Source organism: Methylobacterium sp. J-088, assembly GCF_022829295.1.
Lineage (GTDB): Bacteria > Pseudomonadota > Alphaproteobacteria > Rhizobiales > Beijerinckiaceae > Methylobacterium.
This window is the reverse complement of the sequence record NZ_JAKSYH010000234.1, coordinates 1-15047: the sequence shown is the minus strand read 5'-3', so window position 1 is coordinate 15047 and position 15047 is coordinate 1. Positions and strand designations below refer to the sequence as shown.

Below are 15047 nucleotides of genomic sequence, written 5' to 3'. Positions count from 1 at the left end.
CCGAACGGCCGCGTAGACTTCCACGGCAAACATCCTGGGCCCCTCCCGAAAGAGAAGCCTCTCCACTGGCCGGCTTTTACCCCGGCCGCATCAGCACCCCGCCGACGCTCCAGTGGATGGTTTTGTCACCGCCCTACACAGCTGGAGGCTGCTAGCCGGCCGGCCGTCTGGTCGATAGGAGGGCGATGAGCAATCGTTCGCCCCTGGTTGAGCGTGCCCACTTACGCCGATGGGATCATGATGTCATGAATGCGATGGTGTCCAAGATCGATGCCGGAGGTCGGCTGATCATTCCAGCCCAGGCGCGCAAAGCCCTCAGTCTGGAGTCTGGTGGGCCAGTCGTGCTGACCCTGGTCGACGGCGAGCTGCGGGTGCGCTCTGTCGCCTCCGCCATGGCCGAGCTGCAGACCCAGGCTTCCTCCTTCCTGTCCGACGATGGCGCATCGGTGAGTGCCTTCCTCACGGCACGACGTGCGGAGGCAGCTAGGGAGGCGGGTACATTCTCCGACACAGACGATCAGGGCGCCCCATCGACGACGGAGCTCGATCGTGGCGCGTAGCGTCCTCGATGCCTCGGCGCTGCTCGCCTACCTGCGCCGGGAACCCGGCTGGGAGCAGGTGCTCGACGCCTTCACCGGCACCGCCACGATGACGACGGTGAGTTTCGGCGAGGTCGCCGGATGGCTAGTCCGCAACGGAGCGGATGAAGCTGCTGTGCGGGGCTTACGGTACGGTCTCGTGTTCCCGCTCACCCCGGTCGACGACGATCTTTGTATCCGTGCTGCTCTGCTAGAGCCGCTGACACGCTCGAGAGGGCTTGGGATCGGAGATCGGCTGTGTCTGGCGTTAGCCACCCGCTCTGATGCGGTCGCGGTCACTGCGGACGCTGCCTGGCAGGTGATCGCTGACGCTGCCGGCATCGAGGTCCAGCTCATCCGTTGAGGTCTGCCAACCCAATATGACGTTTGCCCGACAGTAGATTTACCGACGCGTTTTACTGACAGCAGAAGAGCTGTCTGGCTAATTTTCGCCCCACCCCGCCGGGCTGTCGGAAAAACGGTCGAATTGCCGACAGCTACGTCTCATGCCGGTGACGCAGAGCTACGGGTCTGACGTGACGGATCGGCCTGAGACCCGCCGGCAGTCTGGTTTGCATGGTTCACGTGCTGACGGTCTGGTTTGGACGGCCAACCGGCATTTAGTAGACTAGACTGGAGCCGGTGTAGGAACGGCATGCGACCAGGAACCGGCCTGATCAGTCCGCTTTGGATCCACCTTTAGCAGACCGACCTTCGCAGTTGCTCACGACCCGAAGCAGGCCTTGAGAAGGTCCGCTTGCAGGTACTTTTACGATAGGGCGGTGCCCTCCCCCCGTATCAGGCGCAGCGTGGGCGATTGACGCAAGGCTTCGCGAACCAAGCGTGATCGCCATATAGACCGTTGCGGAGACATTATACTATGTTCTTCGCGATTATAGAACTGATCGCGTCCAGTGCATCCTCACGTAAACTGTCCATCGATATTTGCTTCCACAAAATCAACATTCGATCAGTCTGCTCGTGGCATCGACAATTTTCTTTAGTTTTACAAAAATCGTCGATGGTGATACGGAGCGTATCTGCAATTCGCCTCAGACTGTCATGACGAGCGTCTTTCTCGTTCAGCATGATGCCCTCCACGGATCGTCGGGCGCGTGCGATGGCCGGAGATACCATCTCGACTGGTTGTAGCGCGAACGACTTGTGCGTTCAAAGGTTGTATCAGATCGTCGGCACCCTCGGACTGATGCGGGAGGGGCGGGTGATCTTCACGACCGACGCTCAGGGCGAAATTACATACATCTGCCTGGAATGGATCGCCTATGCCGGACAGACACGCGAGGCGGCATACCGGGATGGCTGGACCACACCAGTCCTAGAAAACGACCAGGATACTGTCAGAGCCATCTTCTCAGAAGCGGCCAAGGCACAGGCCGAGTTCTGTGTCCGGTTTCGCGTTCGGTGCGCGGATGGATCAGTGCGGTGGCTTGCGGCCGGGGGTGTTCCCTCGTTTGGACCGCCGGGGCGCTCGTTCCTCGGTTATCTCGGGTCCATGACCGAGTTTGCACCGACTGAAACATCTGAGATTGCAGCGTATGGTGGGATCGAGAGGTTCATCCCACCGCCGATACACGTGGCTACGCAGGCCGTGTCACCCCTCGATATCATCGCGGATCACCTCATCATCGTGCACTCGCTGATGGAGCAGCACGATGCGACGTCGGGCTTGAAAGACGTCAAAGCCGCCTTGTTCAAGGTCGGTCAAGCGCTGGCACGTGGTGATGGATCGCGACTGCGGTATAATTAAACAGCTATCGCGCCAGTATCAATACAAGAGACGTCTTGTTCGTTACGTATTTGGTTTGGACGGCGGTCGAGGCGGAACACGGATCTGGATGAGTTTGCCGGTCAAGGGATCGAGTACCACCACCATGTCATGCCCCCAACGATCAAATGCTGGACCTTAGGACGTTGACGCGGAACACAAACTTGATCCTCCGGGCGGTCTCTTAAGATTATCGTCGCCCTGCAGCGTTGCCCATAATACGGTACAATTTTCGGTTGTAAACAGTGCCCATGCACCTATCCAATCGGGCAGCACCGCGTCGCTCATCGACTTCACGTGGTTTATGACGACGCTGGCGGTCGGCAAGCTCGTCGAGGTCGTGGGGTCGGTGTCGTAAAATTTGATAGACAAGTCGTGGTTTGCTTCAATCGCGTTCAGCAATAATCGGCGAAGAGTCAAACAATCGCCGCGCCATCGCCTGTCGCCGGGACCACACATCCACGAAAAATTAGCAGCTTCCGCCCGCTTGATAGCACGCGTTGACTGATTTGTGTCCGCCCACACTCTCGACTCGCCCCCGGGCGGAGGCGACGTTTCCAACGAAGCACAAACCAACACGTCGTCGGCCTGAGGTTGGTAGGGTCAGTGGGTACAAAGCGGACCATGAACCCGATCCCATCAACGGGATCGAAGCAGTCCCCACGATGGCCTTACGGCATCGGGCGGTAAAACGGGGGACGACTGATGGCTGGCTGGCTCGATACGCCCCACCGGTACGGCCGCATCAGCCGCGCGTTCCACTGGCTCATGGCAGCGCTCTTTGCGTGGCAGTTCGCGGGGGCGCTTCTCTACGTCGGCATCGGCGACACGACGATCACGCGTTTCTTAGACAGGAGCCATTACTCCCTGGGCTTCGCCCTCTTCATCCTCGCCCTGCTGCGTGGGGCTTGGGGGTTGGCCAACCTCGGACGGCGACCGCCGCATCCGGGGCGCCTAGGCCGCGCCGTGGTGGCGGGGCATGCCTTGATCTACGCCCTGATGGTTGCCGTACCGGGCATTGCCCTGTTGCGCCAATACGGGTCTGGCAGGTCGTTCTCTCCCTTCGGCATCCCAGTCATGCCGGGGCACGTGGGTAGGATCTCGTGGATGATGGCTCCGGCCAACCTCGGCCACGATTGGTTGGGCTTTATCCTCCTGGCAGTCGTGCTCGTTCACGCCGCCACAGCCTTCGTCCACCGAGTACAGAAAAAGGATGCGCTGACGCGCATAACCTGAGCTGCGCCTGAAAACATCCTGACGTGGCGCACGCATCGTCGCGCCCCATCCAATGCTTCTCAGCTCGGTGGATCACTCGAACACAACCACCGAAGCCGGAAGATAGGTTCATCCGGCATCACGGATGTTTCCGTGCCCCGGACTGGGGTAAAGACCTAAAACCGCCGTGGCCGCTCGGATTTGCTACGTGCCGGCACAGCGTTCAGAGAATGGACTGCGTGGGGAGCTGACCTTTCGCCGCCCCGCTATTAGCCACCCCAACACTCAAGTATCGCGACCATTTCAGACGGCGACGGGTCCAGCTCGGTGCCATGATTTCCTGGACGTATGTGGATAAAGACCGGCTCTGTCGGTTCGTTTTGGCATATACCCAAAACGTACCAGCTTGACGGGCTGCGTTGGGTGGGAAGCGGAAGTTCGACCGTCGTGCGATGAACGTCCGGAATGCCTTCGAAGCGAACACTCGAAGCCTTTCTTCCAACTACCGACCTATCAGACGCTTGCGCCGCTGCCATGATGCCGCCTTGCGCAGGACCTGCGAGAGCTGCTCGACCGAATACGGCTTGTGCAGGAGTTCGAACCCATAGGTGCCGTTCTGCGCCAGACATGACTGTAGCCCGAGGTCAAGACCACGGGCAGATCGAAGTGGAGACGGCGGATCTCCTGTCCCAGCTCGATGCCGCTCAGACCGGGCATTATCACGTCCGAGAACACGACGTCGAAGCGGTCGGCGCACCACCCTGTGCCTCCACGTCATGACCGGAGGGTTGCGGCCCTACAGGCATGGAAGAGCGTAGCGCCGCTGCTAACCACGTGATCCAGACTGAGCGATACGACGCTAATCCATCAAATGATGGAATTATCGATCACGGGAGATCGAAGCCAACTTCTGTAGTAAGGGCGCAATTAGGAGGTATGGCCTAAAATCCGTCGCATAAAAACAGTCTTTTGACGTGATTTGGTGGCTAAAATGACCTCAGCGAAGTTAAATCGGCTCTATTTACGTTGATATAAATGATCAATTAACGAATCAAACCAATAAACATATGCGGTTCGGCCTGACTTTGCCGGACGAGGGCTGTTTAAATTCCCAACGAGAAGCGGAACGATGCGCCTGCACCTGTCACTCAAGGTCGCGCTCTTTGGCGCCTTCGGCCTGCTAGCGCTCATCGCGGCCGGGCAGGGCGCACTCTCGATCTTCAAGCTCGCGGGGATCCGCCACTCCGTCACCGAGGTCGCATCGAACTGGCTGCCATCGGTCGTCGCCGTGAACGAGATCCGGGCAACTGCGTCTGAGGTTCGGATCAAGCAGCTGCGCCTGCTCACCCTGTCGGATACGCCGGCTCACCTGGCCGAGAACGAGGCCAAACTCGCCGCGACCCACGACAAGCTTGCACAAGCGCGCAAAGCCTACGAGCCGCTGATCGCCTCGACGGACGAGCGTGCGCTCTACGAGGCGTTCGCATCCGCATGGAGACGCTTCGAGCAGGCCGACGCCGAGATGCGTCGCCTGATGGAGTCCGGGCAACAGCCGGCTGCTCTCAAACAGATGACCGCCCCCGAGACCGCGAACCTCTACGACGAAGCTCGGGCCGATCTCGCGCGTGACGTCGCCCTGAACCAGGGAGGGGCCCGCCGGGATGCCGATGCGGCCGCGTCCGAAGCCGACACCGCCGCACTGGCGGCCTACATCGCCGTCGCTCTGGCCCTCACTGCCGCGTGCGCCGCCGCCGCCTTCGGTCTGCTGCGCGTATCCCGTCCGATCCAGACCATGACGCAGGCGATGGGTGTGCTCGCCGGTGGCGATGCGGGAGCGGCGGTACCGTATCGTCAGCGCCGGGACGAGATCGGCGCGATGGCCGCCGCCGTGCAGGTGTTCAAGGACAACCTGATCCGCACCCGGGCGCTGGAGGCGGAGACCACCCAAGCCCGTCTGGCCGCCGAGGAGCAGCGCAAGGCCGGCATGCGCCAGATGGCGGACGGCTTCGAGCAGGCGGTCGGCGGCATCATCGGCTTGGTCTCGGCGGCCGCGACCGAGCTGCAGGCCACGGCCGGCTCGATGTCGGCGATGGCGGGGGAGACCTCCGCCCAGTCCGGCGCTGTGGCCGCCGCGGCCGAGGAAGCCGCCAGCAACGTCAACACCGTGGCAGCCGCCGCCGAGCAACTCGGCTCCTCCGTGCAGGAGATCGGCCGGCAGGTGGATGGATCGGCGAGCCTCGCGCATCTGGCGGTGAGCGAGGCCGATCAGGCCGGCGTTCTGGTGCAGGAGCTGAGCGGTGCCGTCTCCCGCATCGGTGACGTGGTCGGGCTGATCTCGAACATCGCCTCGCAGACCAACCTACTGGCCCTGAACGCGACGATCGAGGCGGCCCGGGCCGGGGCTGCCGGCAAGGGGTTCGCGGTCGTCGCCTCCGAGGTGAAGGCCCTGGCCGAGCAAACCGCCAAGGCCACACACGAGATTTCCGGACAGATCGCTCAGGTCCAGGCTTCGACTGGCCAAGCGGTCGCGGCGATCGCGGGCATCACCGGGCGGATCCGTGAGATCAGCGGCGTGGCGACCTTGATCGCCGCCGGCGTCGAGGAGCAGGGGGCGGCCACTCAGGAGATCGTGCGCAACGTCAGTCAGGCCGCGATGGGCACCGGCGAGGTGACCAGCAACATCGCCGGCGTGGCCGGCGCTGCCGAGGAGACTGGCGCAGCTGCTAGTCAGGTTCTCGACGCGGCCTCGGAGCTGTCGCGCCAGTCCGAGCACCTCGCAGCCGAGGTCGGGCGCTTCCTCGCCACCGTGCGCGCGGCCTGAGGTCATCATGGCCGAGGTTCACCTGCTGTCGCGGAGCTTTGACCAAGCAGGCGCCGAGAGGCTCACGATAGTCCTCGAACAGGTCCTTGCAGCCAACAACGCGGATCTCGGGCCGCGGTGGCCTCAGATCCGAGCGCTCGGAGGCTCGCCGCGGCAGCTGAGCCGGGACTTGGAGCAGGAGATCGACCGTGTGGCTGTCGCGTCCGGCAGCTCAGCGCCGGAGATCAAGACGCTGCGCAGCAGCTTGCACCGCCTAGCCGACACCTTCTCGCGGCTCGGCAGCTTCGCAGAAGCCTATCCTTCCTGAACACGTCGTCCGGTCCGGCCGCGTCAATATCTCACCAGCCTGACGGAGTGCTCTCATGGACGTCCTTCTCGTCGACGACAGCAAGGCGATGTTGCTGCGCCTTCGACGGCTGCTGGAGACCGAACACGGCATCCTCGTCACCGCCTGCAGCGATCCGCTCGCGGCGTTGGTCGAGGCTCAGACTTGCGCCTTCGACCTCGTTCTGGTCGACCAGCATATGCCTGAGCTGGACGGGATCGCTTTCATCCGCGAGATCCGCGCCATACCGCACTATGCGCAGGTGCCGGTTGCCATGATCACCAGCGACGTGTGCGACACGGTCAGGCTCAGCGCGCTAGAGGCGGGCGCCACCGACTTCCTCGACAAGCGAGCGAAAGAGATCGAGCTGAACGTGCGGGTGCGCAACCTCGTCCGACTGGCGAAGGCGGTGCGGCACCTCGACGAGCAGGCGGCGGCACTGGCCGGCGAGATCGAGCAGGCGACACGACGGCTGCGCGAGCGGGAGGCCGAGATCATCTTCCGCCTTGCCCTGGCGGTCGAGTACCGGGACAACGACACCGGCGACCACACCTGGCGCGTGGCCCGCTACAGCCAGATCATCGCCGAGGCGATGGGGTTGTCGGAGGATTACTGCCAGCGTCTGTACCTCGCCGCGCCGCTGCACGACGTCGGCAAAGTCGCCGTCCCCGACGGGATCCTGCTGAAGAAGGGTCGCCTCGACGAGGCAGAGTTCTCGGTGATCCGCACGCATTCTGTAGTCGGACAGCGGATCCTCGCCGGCAGCGGTTCGGAGCTGATCTGCCTGGCCGCTGAAATTGCGGAGGCACATCACGAGAAGTGGGATGGCAGCGGCTACCCACACGGCCTTAGCGGTGAGGCAATCCCACTCTCGGCTCGGATCGTGGCGGTGGCGGACGTGTTCGACGCCCTGACGACGGTGCGGCCGTACAAGGCGGCGATGGCGTTCGACGAGGCGCTGAGCTGTATCCAGGCTGACAGTGGTCGCCATTTCGATCCTGCCTGTGTCGAAGCCTTCGCGTCAGCCTGGGACGTGGTCTTAGCGGTCCGTGAGACGGCGGTCGGGACGCGCCTCGAAGCGATGGCTCGGACCACCGAACCGTGGGCGCGCGTACCGGAGTTGCGCCGTGAGGTGGCCGAGGAAGTCGAATAACCCGTCATCGTTCCATTCAAGACGCGCTCGGATCTGAAACAGCCATGGGCGAGCTTCTGCTGATCACGGATGAGGTCGTGCACAACGTGAGAGACGAGGCCGTCGTTCGGACCAGCCTCGACGGTGCGCTTGAGGATCTACTCCGCGCCGCGGTCGAGGTGGGGCCGGAACCATACGAGGTCAGCTGCGCCCGGATCGACGCTGCTTTTGATCGCCAGATGGTACCCCACCAGCAGCTCGGCTGGGCGATGGACGCGGCTGCGATGCTAAAGCGGACGCTGAAACAGGGGCTGCGACAGTACCGATCCAAGAATGAAGGTTCCAAGGCCCAGGGATCATGATGGGAACGATCATTCCCCTGCGGCTCAAACGCTACGAGACATCCACCCTCGCCAGCTTCGACGCAGCTGCTGCGGAGTTGTTGGCCGAAGGGCGTGCGCCGACCCTCCCATCGGCACAGCTCGACGCGATCCTTATGAAACTGCGGCGTCAGCGGGCCGAGCTACTCGCGATCAACGCCGATTTGGAGACACGGGCGCCGAGCGGCGATGCTCGGATCGACGCCATCAACGCGAAACTGTGTGTCGAGGCACGTAACGGGCTGGCTCATATCGACCTATTCATCCAGCAGGCCGCGAGCGGAAGGCTGAACGCCAGCAAGCTCGTCCGGTCGTTTGAACCCGCTTCTCCTGCCTGAATCTGACGCTTCAAAGACAAATCCTTGACGTTTTAATAAAGTGGCAGGACGATTTCTGAGGTATAGTCGGTTTATAAACCAATATTTTGCTATTTTTAGTTGAGCGCGAAGGCGGGAGAAACTTCCGTGCGGGAACAAGGTAGCGTTGCAACTAAGGGCAGGTATTGTTGGCTGGGCAGTCGAGACGTTCAATGTCTCGCCGACGTGTCGGCTACCAACTTCATCGAGTTGCATCCCGCCACGGAGGGAGCGCTGCCCGAAATAGGTGAGCGCGTCACCTGTTATCTCGACGACATCGGCATGATCGACGGCATCGTGCAGTACCAGCAGGTCGACCGCTTCGTACTTCAGATTATGGCCAATCCCGAACGCCGGTCCCGGATCGAGGCGCGGCTGGCGTGGCTGCGCAGCGCCGACGACCGGGATGACCAGCGCAAGGCCGCCCGCATCGTCCCGGTCCACCGCAAGGTTCAAGTCCATCTGCTGGGTGCCCGTGTGACCGAAGCGGTTGTTGCAGACCTGTCCATGACTGGAGCCGCTCTACTCCTAGATGAGCGACCACAAGTCGGTACGATCGTAACGGTGGGCAAGCGCTATGCGACGGTAGTCCGTCATACCCCTGAGGGTGTCGGCGTGGCGTTCCGACTGCCGTTCGGCCCGCTCACCTTCAACGAACGCGTCATCCTCTAAGGAACGACAATGGGCGCACTTCTGCTGATCACTGATGATGTTCAGCGCGGCCAACGCCTCGCACGCAATCTGGATGCGCGAGGCCCCTGCCACGTGCACGAACTCTACGAGGACAAGCTGCCGCCCCCGCAATTCGATCTGATCGTCAGCGACATCGAAGCGCTCACGTCCGACGCCCTCATTCGCCTACGCCGCGTCTTGGCGGCGATGCGCGGCGGAGAGATCCCGTACCTGTTCCTCGTGCACGGCAACGTCGCTCGCGCCGAGGCGCAGGCCCAGATCTTGGGTGCGAGCGCCACGCTCAGCAGCACGGCCGGCACGCAGCAACTACTCGACGCCCTCGGGCGCATGCACGTGCAGATCCAGCCGACCCCGGCCAGCGTGTGGAAACAAGCAACCGAGGCTCGGCATTTCCTGAAGCAGGTTCTCTTGTCCGGCGCGCCGATCACGCCCGCTATAGCCGACACCGGCACTGATCTCGTGGCGCGTGCCGTCGGCGAGAGCGGCATCTACGATTGGGTCCGAGCCGTCCAGCAGTTCGACGATGCCACGCACCAACACTGCCTGCTCGTGGCAGCCCTGGCGGCTGCGTTCTCGGGCGTTCTCGGGCTGCGGGCGGCGGACCGCCATCGTCTGACGAAAGCCGCCCTGCTGCACGATGTCGGGAAGATCCATGTCCCGACGCAGATCCTGAACAAACCGGGCAAGCTCACCGAGGCGGAGATGGCGGTGATGCGCACGCACCCCGTGCGTGGCCACGCCATGCTCGTGGGCCAGGGGTTCGAGGCGGTGATGCTGACGGTCGTGCGCTCGCACCACGAAATGCTCGACGGTACCGGATACCCGGATGGGCTCACCGGTTGGGAGATCCCCGACCTCGTCCGCTTGGTGACAGTCTGCGACGTCTACGGCGCTCTGATCGAGCGTCGGCCCTACCGAGCGCCGATGGCCGGTGAAAAAGCCTACGCCATTCTCAATGGGATGACCGGTCGCCTAGACGACGATCTCGTGCGCGCGTTCCGGCCCATAGCCGCGTTATTCGATCCGTCTCCACGGAAGATGGCGCACAGTCAAACACTTATCCCACGCCCTCAGCAGGTACCTCCTTGCCAAGACCAAGAAGTGTCTACATCGCGCTAAGGGCTTCGTAATTGATTTGCGGCTGACTGCGCCGGGATGTTCAAACCGCGCAGGCTTGAGGTGGCGCACGTTGTAGCTAGCCCCCGAGGGCACATCGATGGCTCATGGTCCAGGCCATCCCTGGCCCGATGGCTGGCCCTTGCCAACTTCCTAACCGTCACCGGCTTGATCTGCGTGGCCGCCCTTCTGCTCTTGCAGATGCGTACAGATGCGGAGCGCCGCAGCCAGTTAGCAGCAAACAGCCTCGTACAGGTGCTTGGCCGCGATATCGCGCGCAACATCGAACTCTATGATCTGTCACTACAGGCCGTTGTAGAAAATATCGGACGTCCCGGTGTCTTGGAAGCTACACCCGAGCTTCGCCGGATGATCCTGTTCGACCGTGCTGCATCCGCGCCTGGCTTCGCCTTCCAGTTGCTTCTCGACGCGAGCGGCACCATCGTCTCCGGATCAAGCCCATCGGTACCGAAGGGGCTGGACCGGTCTGATACCGAATATTTTCATCACTTCACCGCCCATCCAGATGACGATGATCTGCACATCAGCCCGCCCGCTGTCTCGCGGGTGAGTGGTCAGCAGATGATCATGCTCTCCCGCCGCTTGTCGAACTCCGACGGTTCGTTTGCTGGTGTCGTGGTCGGCGGCATCAAGATCGACTACCTGCGCAGCCTGTTCGCCTCAGTCGGTGCCGAGCATGCTGGGACCGTCACGCTCTTCGGACCTCAGGGCGTCGTCTTGATGCGCGAGCCGTTTGAGCAGAGCGTGATCGGCGCCAGCGTGGCCGATGCCACGAGCTACCGCCGCATGATCGCGATGCGCGAAGGCAGCTTCGTCGGTCCGGCGATGCTGGGTGAGGACGAACGCCGGTTCACCTTCGCGCGCCTTGGGCTGGAACCGCTCACCCTCAGCATCGCGGTTTCACCGTCCGCCGTCTATGCCGAATGGCAACGGCAGGCGCTGAGCCTGGGCCTCGTGCTGCTCAGCCTCTGCGGCGTCACCGCTGGCCTCACTTGGCTGTTGCGCCGAGAGCTATGTCACCGTGAGCAGACCGAGGCGAAGCTGGTCGCAGCCAACGCCAGCCTCGCAGCACAGGCGACCACCGATGCCCTAACCGGCCTCGGCAACCGGCGGCGCTTCGATGAGGCGCTCGCGCAGGAATGGGACCGTGCAGTGCGGGGCCAGCGGCCGGTGGCATTGATTTTGATCGATGCGGATTGCTTCAAGGGCTTCAACGACACCTATGGTCATCAGCGCGGCGACGAAGCGCTCCGACTGATCGCTGGCTCGATCCGAGCAGCGGCCAACCGCGCGAGCGACACGGCTTGTCGCATCGGCGGCGAAGAGTTTGCGGTGGTCCTGCCTGAGGTCGACACCGCGGGTGCGATCGTCGTGGCCGAGCGGATCCGAGCGGCGGTAATGGGTTGGGGGATGCCCCACGCATCTGGACCGCATACAGTTCTCACGGTGAGTTGTGGCGTAGCCAGCGTTCCTGAGGTCTTAGCGCCCAACGCCGCTGCACTCGTCGCGGAGGCAGATGGGGCGCTGTACGTGGGCAAAGGCGCGGGTCGGAACCAGGTTCGTGCTGCCGAACCGAACGAGACAGATCTGCGCCTTGTGATTTGAGCGCCCAAATACATTGCGGACCCTTCGGCTCAGGGCTGTCGCAGTCGTTAACGGTTGCGCAATGTAATATGGATCAGGTTGCAACCCTACGTCGTGGCTAAGCACCTCCCGATCCAGACCCGATAGGATCACTATGACCGTGCACCACGCTCGGGCTCGCAGGCCACGCGCGGCTGCTTCCCGCAGCACATCCGTGCTGCATCAATTAAGCCTCGACATAAGAGCCGCCTTCCAACCCATCGAGGATCTGCGCACAGGCGAGATCGTCGGCTACGAGGCGCTCGCCCGACTCATGCGCGGCGACCAGCTCCTTCCGCCGGCGGACTTCCTGTCCAGCCTGCCACAGGACGCCCTCGCCGAACTGTTTCGCACGATGCTCGGGCAAGCGGTCTCGCTGCGGCAGAGTTTGGTGGGTGATGGTCCAGGTCCCTACGTCAGCGTCAACGTCGAGGTGCCGCTGGTGCTCGCGGATGGGTTCGTCGATCTTCTGCGCGACGTACTCGATCAGCACGCCTTCAGTCCGCACGGCGCAGTGGTGCTGGAGCTGTTGGAGGGCCACGCAACCCCGGATTATGCTCGAATGTCGGAGCGCCTGCAGGCCATCCGTGCGCTCGGCATCCGCATCGCACTCGACGATATCGGCAGCGCCTACTCGTCCCTAATCAATCTGCGTGACCTGCCCGTCGACATCATGAAGCTCGACCAGTCGTTTGCGCGCGGGCTCCGACAGAAGCCCCGGGACCTGCACTTCGTGCTCAGCCTGCAGAGCCTAGCTCACAGCATCGGCAAGCGACTGATCGTCGAGGGCGTGGAGACGGTCGAGATCCGCGACGCCTTGCGCGTGCTCGGGGTCGATCTCGGGCAAGGCTACGGGATCGCACGGCCGATGCCTGGCGAGGCTGTCGCACCATGGATAGCGGCATGGCCGACGGTGGGTATGGAGATGGACCGAACGCCGACGTCGATGCTGGGTGCCTATGCAGGCCACCTGCGCGTGGTGGAGGCGTGTCGGACCCTGATGGGTCAGCCTCTACCGGTGGCTTGGAAGGAAGCATCGAAGGATCCGCATGCCTGCAGCATCGGAGTGTTCTTCGACAGGCACGGCCTGCACGACACCGCGTTCGGGTGCGCGCACAAGCGCTTTCATGAGGTCATGGCACTGTACGAGACTGATCCGGCCGGCTGGCACGATGGAGCCGAGGGGTTTCGGCAGGAGATGGAACGGGCACTGGCGGATCCCTCGCAACGTTTTCGCTGCGACGCCGTCGCCGCATAAACCAGAGCGTCACAACGGTTTAGGCAACGCCATTCCCGATCAGCAGCTGACCCCTGACCCCCGTACTCTCCCGTTACATCGTATCAGCGGCTGACAGGGACGCTCGGGCAGCCTTCTCTTGCTGCCTTTTCGATCAGGGCTTGTGCCATGCCCTGTGCGCCCAATTCGGGCTGACGTCATGCCACCGCGAGCCATTTGGCCCCCGATCATGCTTCCCGTCTCCAAAAAAGTATTAATCCCACCAGATGCGACAATTTCACCAATCTATGCGGTTGGAAGCCGCATTTACTTGTGACGTCTCGTATGGAAAATCATTTTTACGGGGGGCATAAACTATCCGAAAGGATGCCTTGATGACCGAAGATTTTCACAATCCAGGCTTGAATTTGGCCGAGCTTACCGGCGAAATTGTCTCTGCCTACGTCACGAAGAATTCAGTCCCCGCAGTCGAGCTTCCGAAGCTGATTAAAAGCATCCACGCGGCCCTCGATACGCTGAAGCCGGGCGGCTCAGTGCCGGTGTCCGAGTTCGATATCGAGAAGCCGAGCACAGCCCAAATCCACAAATCGATCCGAGACGATGGGATCGTCAGCTTCCTCGACGGACGGTCCTATAAGACCCTGAAACGCCACCTCACCGCGCACGGGCTGACGCCGGAGCGCTACCGGCTCCAGTACGGTCTGTCGCCCGATTACCCGATGGTTGCCCCGAGCTATGCTGCCCAGCGCTCGGCGCTCGCGAAGGCGATTGGGCTGGGTCAGCCAGGTGCAATGGCTGAGGACGCACCGAAGAAGAACCGTCGGGCGGCTTGATCTCGTAGCTGGATGTCGGCGACTCCAAGCCGTTGTACGAGATCCATTAACCACCCCGCGCCACCATACCCTCAGCGATCGGCTCCGGCCGCGCGCCGGCAGAGCAGCGCCGGGATACCGTCTCGCAACGCCCAGGTGCGGCCTCGCCGGTGCAGTCGCGATAACCCTACCTGCACTCTCAGTTCGTGTGATGTGATCCCCTCTGCTCCTACCGTAGTCGCGACCGTACCGTAGCCGTCGAATACCGCCCTTTGCTGCACGCTGCAGTCGCTTGCTGTGACACTGCCGAGGTATCGGTCTAGGCAGATATCAAGCCCGCCTCGCTCGGTCCGCTTCCTCGGCCGCCACCGCCTCAACAGCCGCGATCACGTTCTCCAACTCGGCGACCTGGCGCAGCATGCTCCCGGCCGGCAGACCGCTATGCTCGGCGATCGCGAGGATGAGCATGCGTTGCTGCGTCTTGAGGCGTTCAAGGAGGTCGTTCAGCTTTTCGGGCATAGCGTGGCTGTAGCCACAGAGGAAGGATCAAACAACCTTGATGCCATCAAGCTGGCTCATAGCGAGCCATGCGGTGACGGTCGGCGTCCAAGCGGTATGACGAACACGACGAAGCGCGTGGAAGCTGTCAAATGTAGTTTCTACAAAATATCTCTCGGCATAGCCTATGGCTGCTGAAATTTCTTCGGCCGATCTCGATGGCTCCGATATTTTCACCACACAGAGTTGGCGGAATTGTTCTTTAACATCCAAAAAGAGGTTAGATGGCCTTCACCGTCACTGGCGTAGCAAATCGGGGCATGGCGCTGATCGGTTGTGATACCGTCATCCATGCCTTGGCTAAGGCCACGGAGATGATGCGACGCGGCTATCTCGACGTGATGATCGCCGACCGTCGAGGAGCGCAATACACGCCCGACCAGTTCCATCGTTT

Annotated in this window: 15 protein-coding genes and 1 pseudogene; 14 read left to right on the top strand and 2 right to left on the bottom strand. The window is 62.3% G+C overall.

The window, feature by feature from the left end; genetic code table 11:
- Positions 1–245: 245 nt before the first annotated feature.
- The 4 genes from MKK63_RS25660 to MKK63_RS25645 all read left to right on the top strand — a co-directional run bounded on the left by MKK63_RS25660 (position 246) and on the right by MKK63_RS25645 (position 3600).
- On the top strand, positions 246–560 hold the full coding sequence (locus tag MKK63_RS25660) for an AbrB/MazE/SpoVT family DNA-binding domain-containing protein (RefSeq protein WP_244006661.1): 315 nt from the start codon (positions 246–248) through the stop codon (positions 558–560).
- Positions 550–942 carry a PIN domain-containing protein gene (locus tag MKK63_RS25655; RefSeq protein WP_243922549.1) on the top strand — a complete coding sequence of 131 codons (393 nt, stop codon included), beginning with the start codon at positions 550–552 and terminating at the stop codon, positions 940–942. Before MKK63_RS25660 ends, MKK63_RS25655 begins: the two co-directional genes overlap by 11 nt.
- An 813-nt stretch (positions 943–1755) precedes the next feature.
- Entirely contained in the window at positions 1756–2346 is a 591-nt protein-coding gene (locus tag MKK63_RS25650) for a PAS domain-containing protein (RefSeq protein ID WP_243922547.1), read from the top strand.
- Between the two features lie 723 nt (positions 2347–3069).
- On the top strand, positions 3070–3600 hold the full coding sequence (locus tag MKK63_RS25645; RefSeq protein WP_244006658.1) for a cytochrome b: 531 nt from the start codon (positions 3070–3072) through the stop codon (positions 3598–3600).
- A gap of 481 nt (positions 3601–4081) precedes the next feature.
- Here MKK63_RS25645 and MKK63_RS25640 read toward each other — a convergent pair.
- Positions 4082–4332 (bottom strand): annotated as a pseudogene (locus tag MKK63_RS25640) (response regulator); the annotation flags it as partial.
- A 376-nt stretch (positions 4333–4708) separates the two neighbouring features.
- Here MKK63_RS25640 and MKK63_RS25635 point away from each other — a divergent pair.
- From MKK63_RS25635 to MKK63_RS25590, 10 genes are all read left to right on the top strand, one after another.
- Positions 4709–6400, top strand: a complete 1692-nt coding sequence (locus tag MKK63_RS25635; protein WP_244006656.1) for a methyl-accepting chemotaxis protein — start codon at positions 4709–4711, stop codon at positions 6398–6400.
- Positions 6401–6569: 169 nt separating this feature from the next.
- The gene (locus MKK63_RS25630) at positions 6570–6707 is read left to right on the top strand and encodes a hypothetical protein (protein WP_244006654.1); all 138 of its coding nucleotides are present in this window, start codon (positions 6570–6572) and stop codon (positions 6705–6707) included.
- Between the two features lie 55 nt (positions 6708–6762).
- Positions 6763–7878 (top strand): HD domain-containing phosphohydrolase, encoded by a 1116-nt coding sequence (locus MKK63_RS25625; RefSeq protein ID WP_244006652.1) that lies wholly within the window; start codon positions 6763–6765, stop codon positions 7876–7878.
- Between the two features lie 44 nt (positions 7879–7922).
- The gene (locus MKK63_RS25620; protein ID WP_244006651.1) at positions 7923–8219 is read left to right on the top strand and encodes a hypothetical protein; all 297 of its coding nucleotides are present in this window, start codon (positions 7923–7925) and stop codon (positions 8217–8219) included.
- A complete protein-coding gene (locus MKK63_RS25615) occupies positions 8216–8575 on the top strand; it encodes a hypothetical protein (protein WP_244006650.1) in 360 nt (119 codons plus the stop codon). Before MKK63_RS25620 ends, MKK63_RS25615 begins: the two co-directional genes overlap by 4 nt.
- A gap of 204 nt (positions 8576–8779) precedes the next feature.
- Complete coding sequence (locus MKK63_RS25610) at positions 8780–9265, top strand: PilZ domain-containing protein (RefSeq protein WP_244006649.1); 486 nt, start codon at positions 8780–8782, stop codon at positions 9263–9265.
- Between the two features lie 9 nt (positions 9266–9274).
- Positions 9275–10405 (top strand): HD-GYP domain-containing protein, encoded by a 1131-nt coding sequence (locus tag MKK63_RS25605; RefSeq protein ID WP_244006648.1) that lies wholly within the window; start codon positions 9275–9277, stop codon positions 10403–10405.
- Between the two features lie 174 nt (positions 10406–10579).
- Positions 10580–12028 (top strand): sensor domain-containing diguanylate cyclase, encoded by a 1449-nt coding sequence (locus tag MKK63_RS32065; RefSeq protein ID WP_244006646.1) that lies wholly within the window; start codon positions 10580–10582, stop codon positions 12026–12028.
- Between the two features lie 133 nt (positions 12029–12161).
- Positions 12162–13304 carry an EAL domain-containing protein gene (locus MKK63_RS25595; protein ID WP_244006644.1) on the top strand — a complete coding sequence of 381 codons (1143 nt, stop codon included), beginning with the start codon at positions 12162–12164 and terminating at the stop codon, positions 13302–13304.
- Between the two features lie 353 nt (positions 13305–13657).
- Positions 13658–14116: a MucR family transcriptional regulator gene (locus MKK63_RS25590; RefSeq protein WP_091721950.1), complete on the top strand. Its 459-nt coding sequence runs from the start codon at positions 13658–13660 to the stop codon at positions 14114–14116.
- A gap of 309 nt (positions 14117–14425) precedes the next feature.
- Here the strand turns inward: MKK63_RS25590 and MKK63_RS25585 are convergent, their stop codons facing one another.
- On the bottom strand, positions 14426–14614 hold the full coding sequence (locus MKK63_RS25585) for a hypothetical protein (RefSeq protein ID WP_244006642.1): 189 nt from the start codon (positions 14612–14614) through the stop codon (positions 14426–14428).
- Positions 14615–15047 lie beyond the last annotated feature (433 nt).

What these genes read in the sequence shown, in the direction of transcription:
- MKK63_RS25660 (WP_244006661.1), top strand. Translation starts at nt 246, where the DNA reads ATGAATGCGATGGTGTCCAAGATCGATGCCGGAGGTCGGCTGATCATT.
- MKK63_RS25645 (WP_244006658.1), top strand. Translation starts at nt 3,070, where the DNA reads ATGGCTGGCTGGCTCGATACGCCCCACCGGTACGGCCGCATCAGCCGC.
- MKK63_RS25635 (WP_244006656.1), top strand. Translation starts at nt 4,709, where the DNA reads ATGCGCCTGCACCTGTCACTCAAGGTCGCGCTCTTTGGCGCCTTCGGC.
- MKK63_RS25625 (WP_244006652.1), top strand. Translation starts at nt 6,763, where the DNA reads ATGGACGTCCTTCTCGTCGACGACAGCAAGGCGATGTTGCTGCGCCTT.
- MKK63_RS25620 (WP_244006651.1), top strand. Translation starts at nt 7,923, where the DNA reads ATGGGCGAGCTTCTGCTGATCACGGATGAGGTCGTGCACAACGTGAGA.
- MKK63_RS25615 (WP_244006650.1), top strand. Translation starts at nt 8,216, where the DNA reads ATGATGGGAACGATCATTCCCCTGCGGCTCAAACGCTACGAGACATCC.
- MKK63_RS25605 (WP_244006648.1), top strand. Translation starts at nt 9,275, where the DNA reads ATGGGCGCACTTCTGCTGATCACTGATGATGTTCAGCGCGGCCAACGC.
- MKK63_RS25595 (WP_244006644.1), top strand. Translation starts at nt 12,162, where the DNA reads ATGACCGTGCACCACGCTCGGGCTCGCAGGCCACGCGCGGCTGCTTCC.
- MKK63_RS25590 (WP_091721950.1), top strand. Translation starts at nt 13,658, where the DNA reads ATGACCGAAGATTTTCACAATCCAGGCTTGAATTTGGCCGAGCTTACC.
- MKK63_RS25585 (WP_244006642.1), bottom strand. Translation starts at nt 14,614, where the DNA reads ATGCCCGAAAAGCTGAACGACCTCCTTGAACGCCTCAAGACGCAGCAA.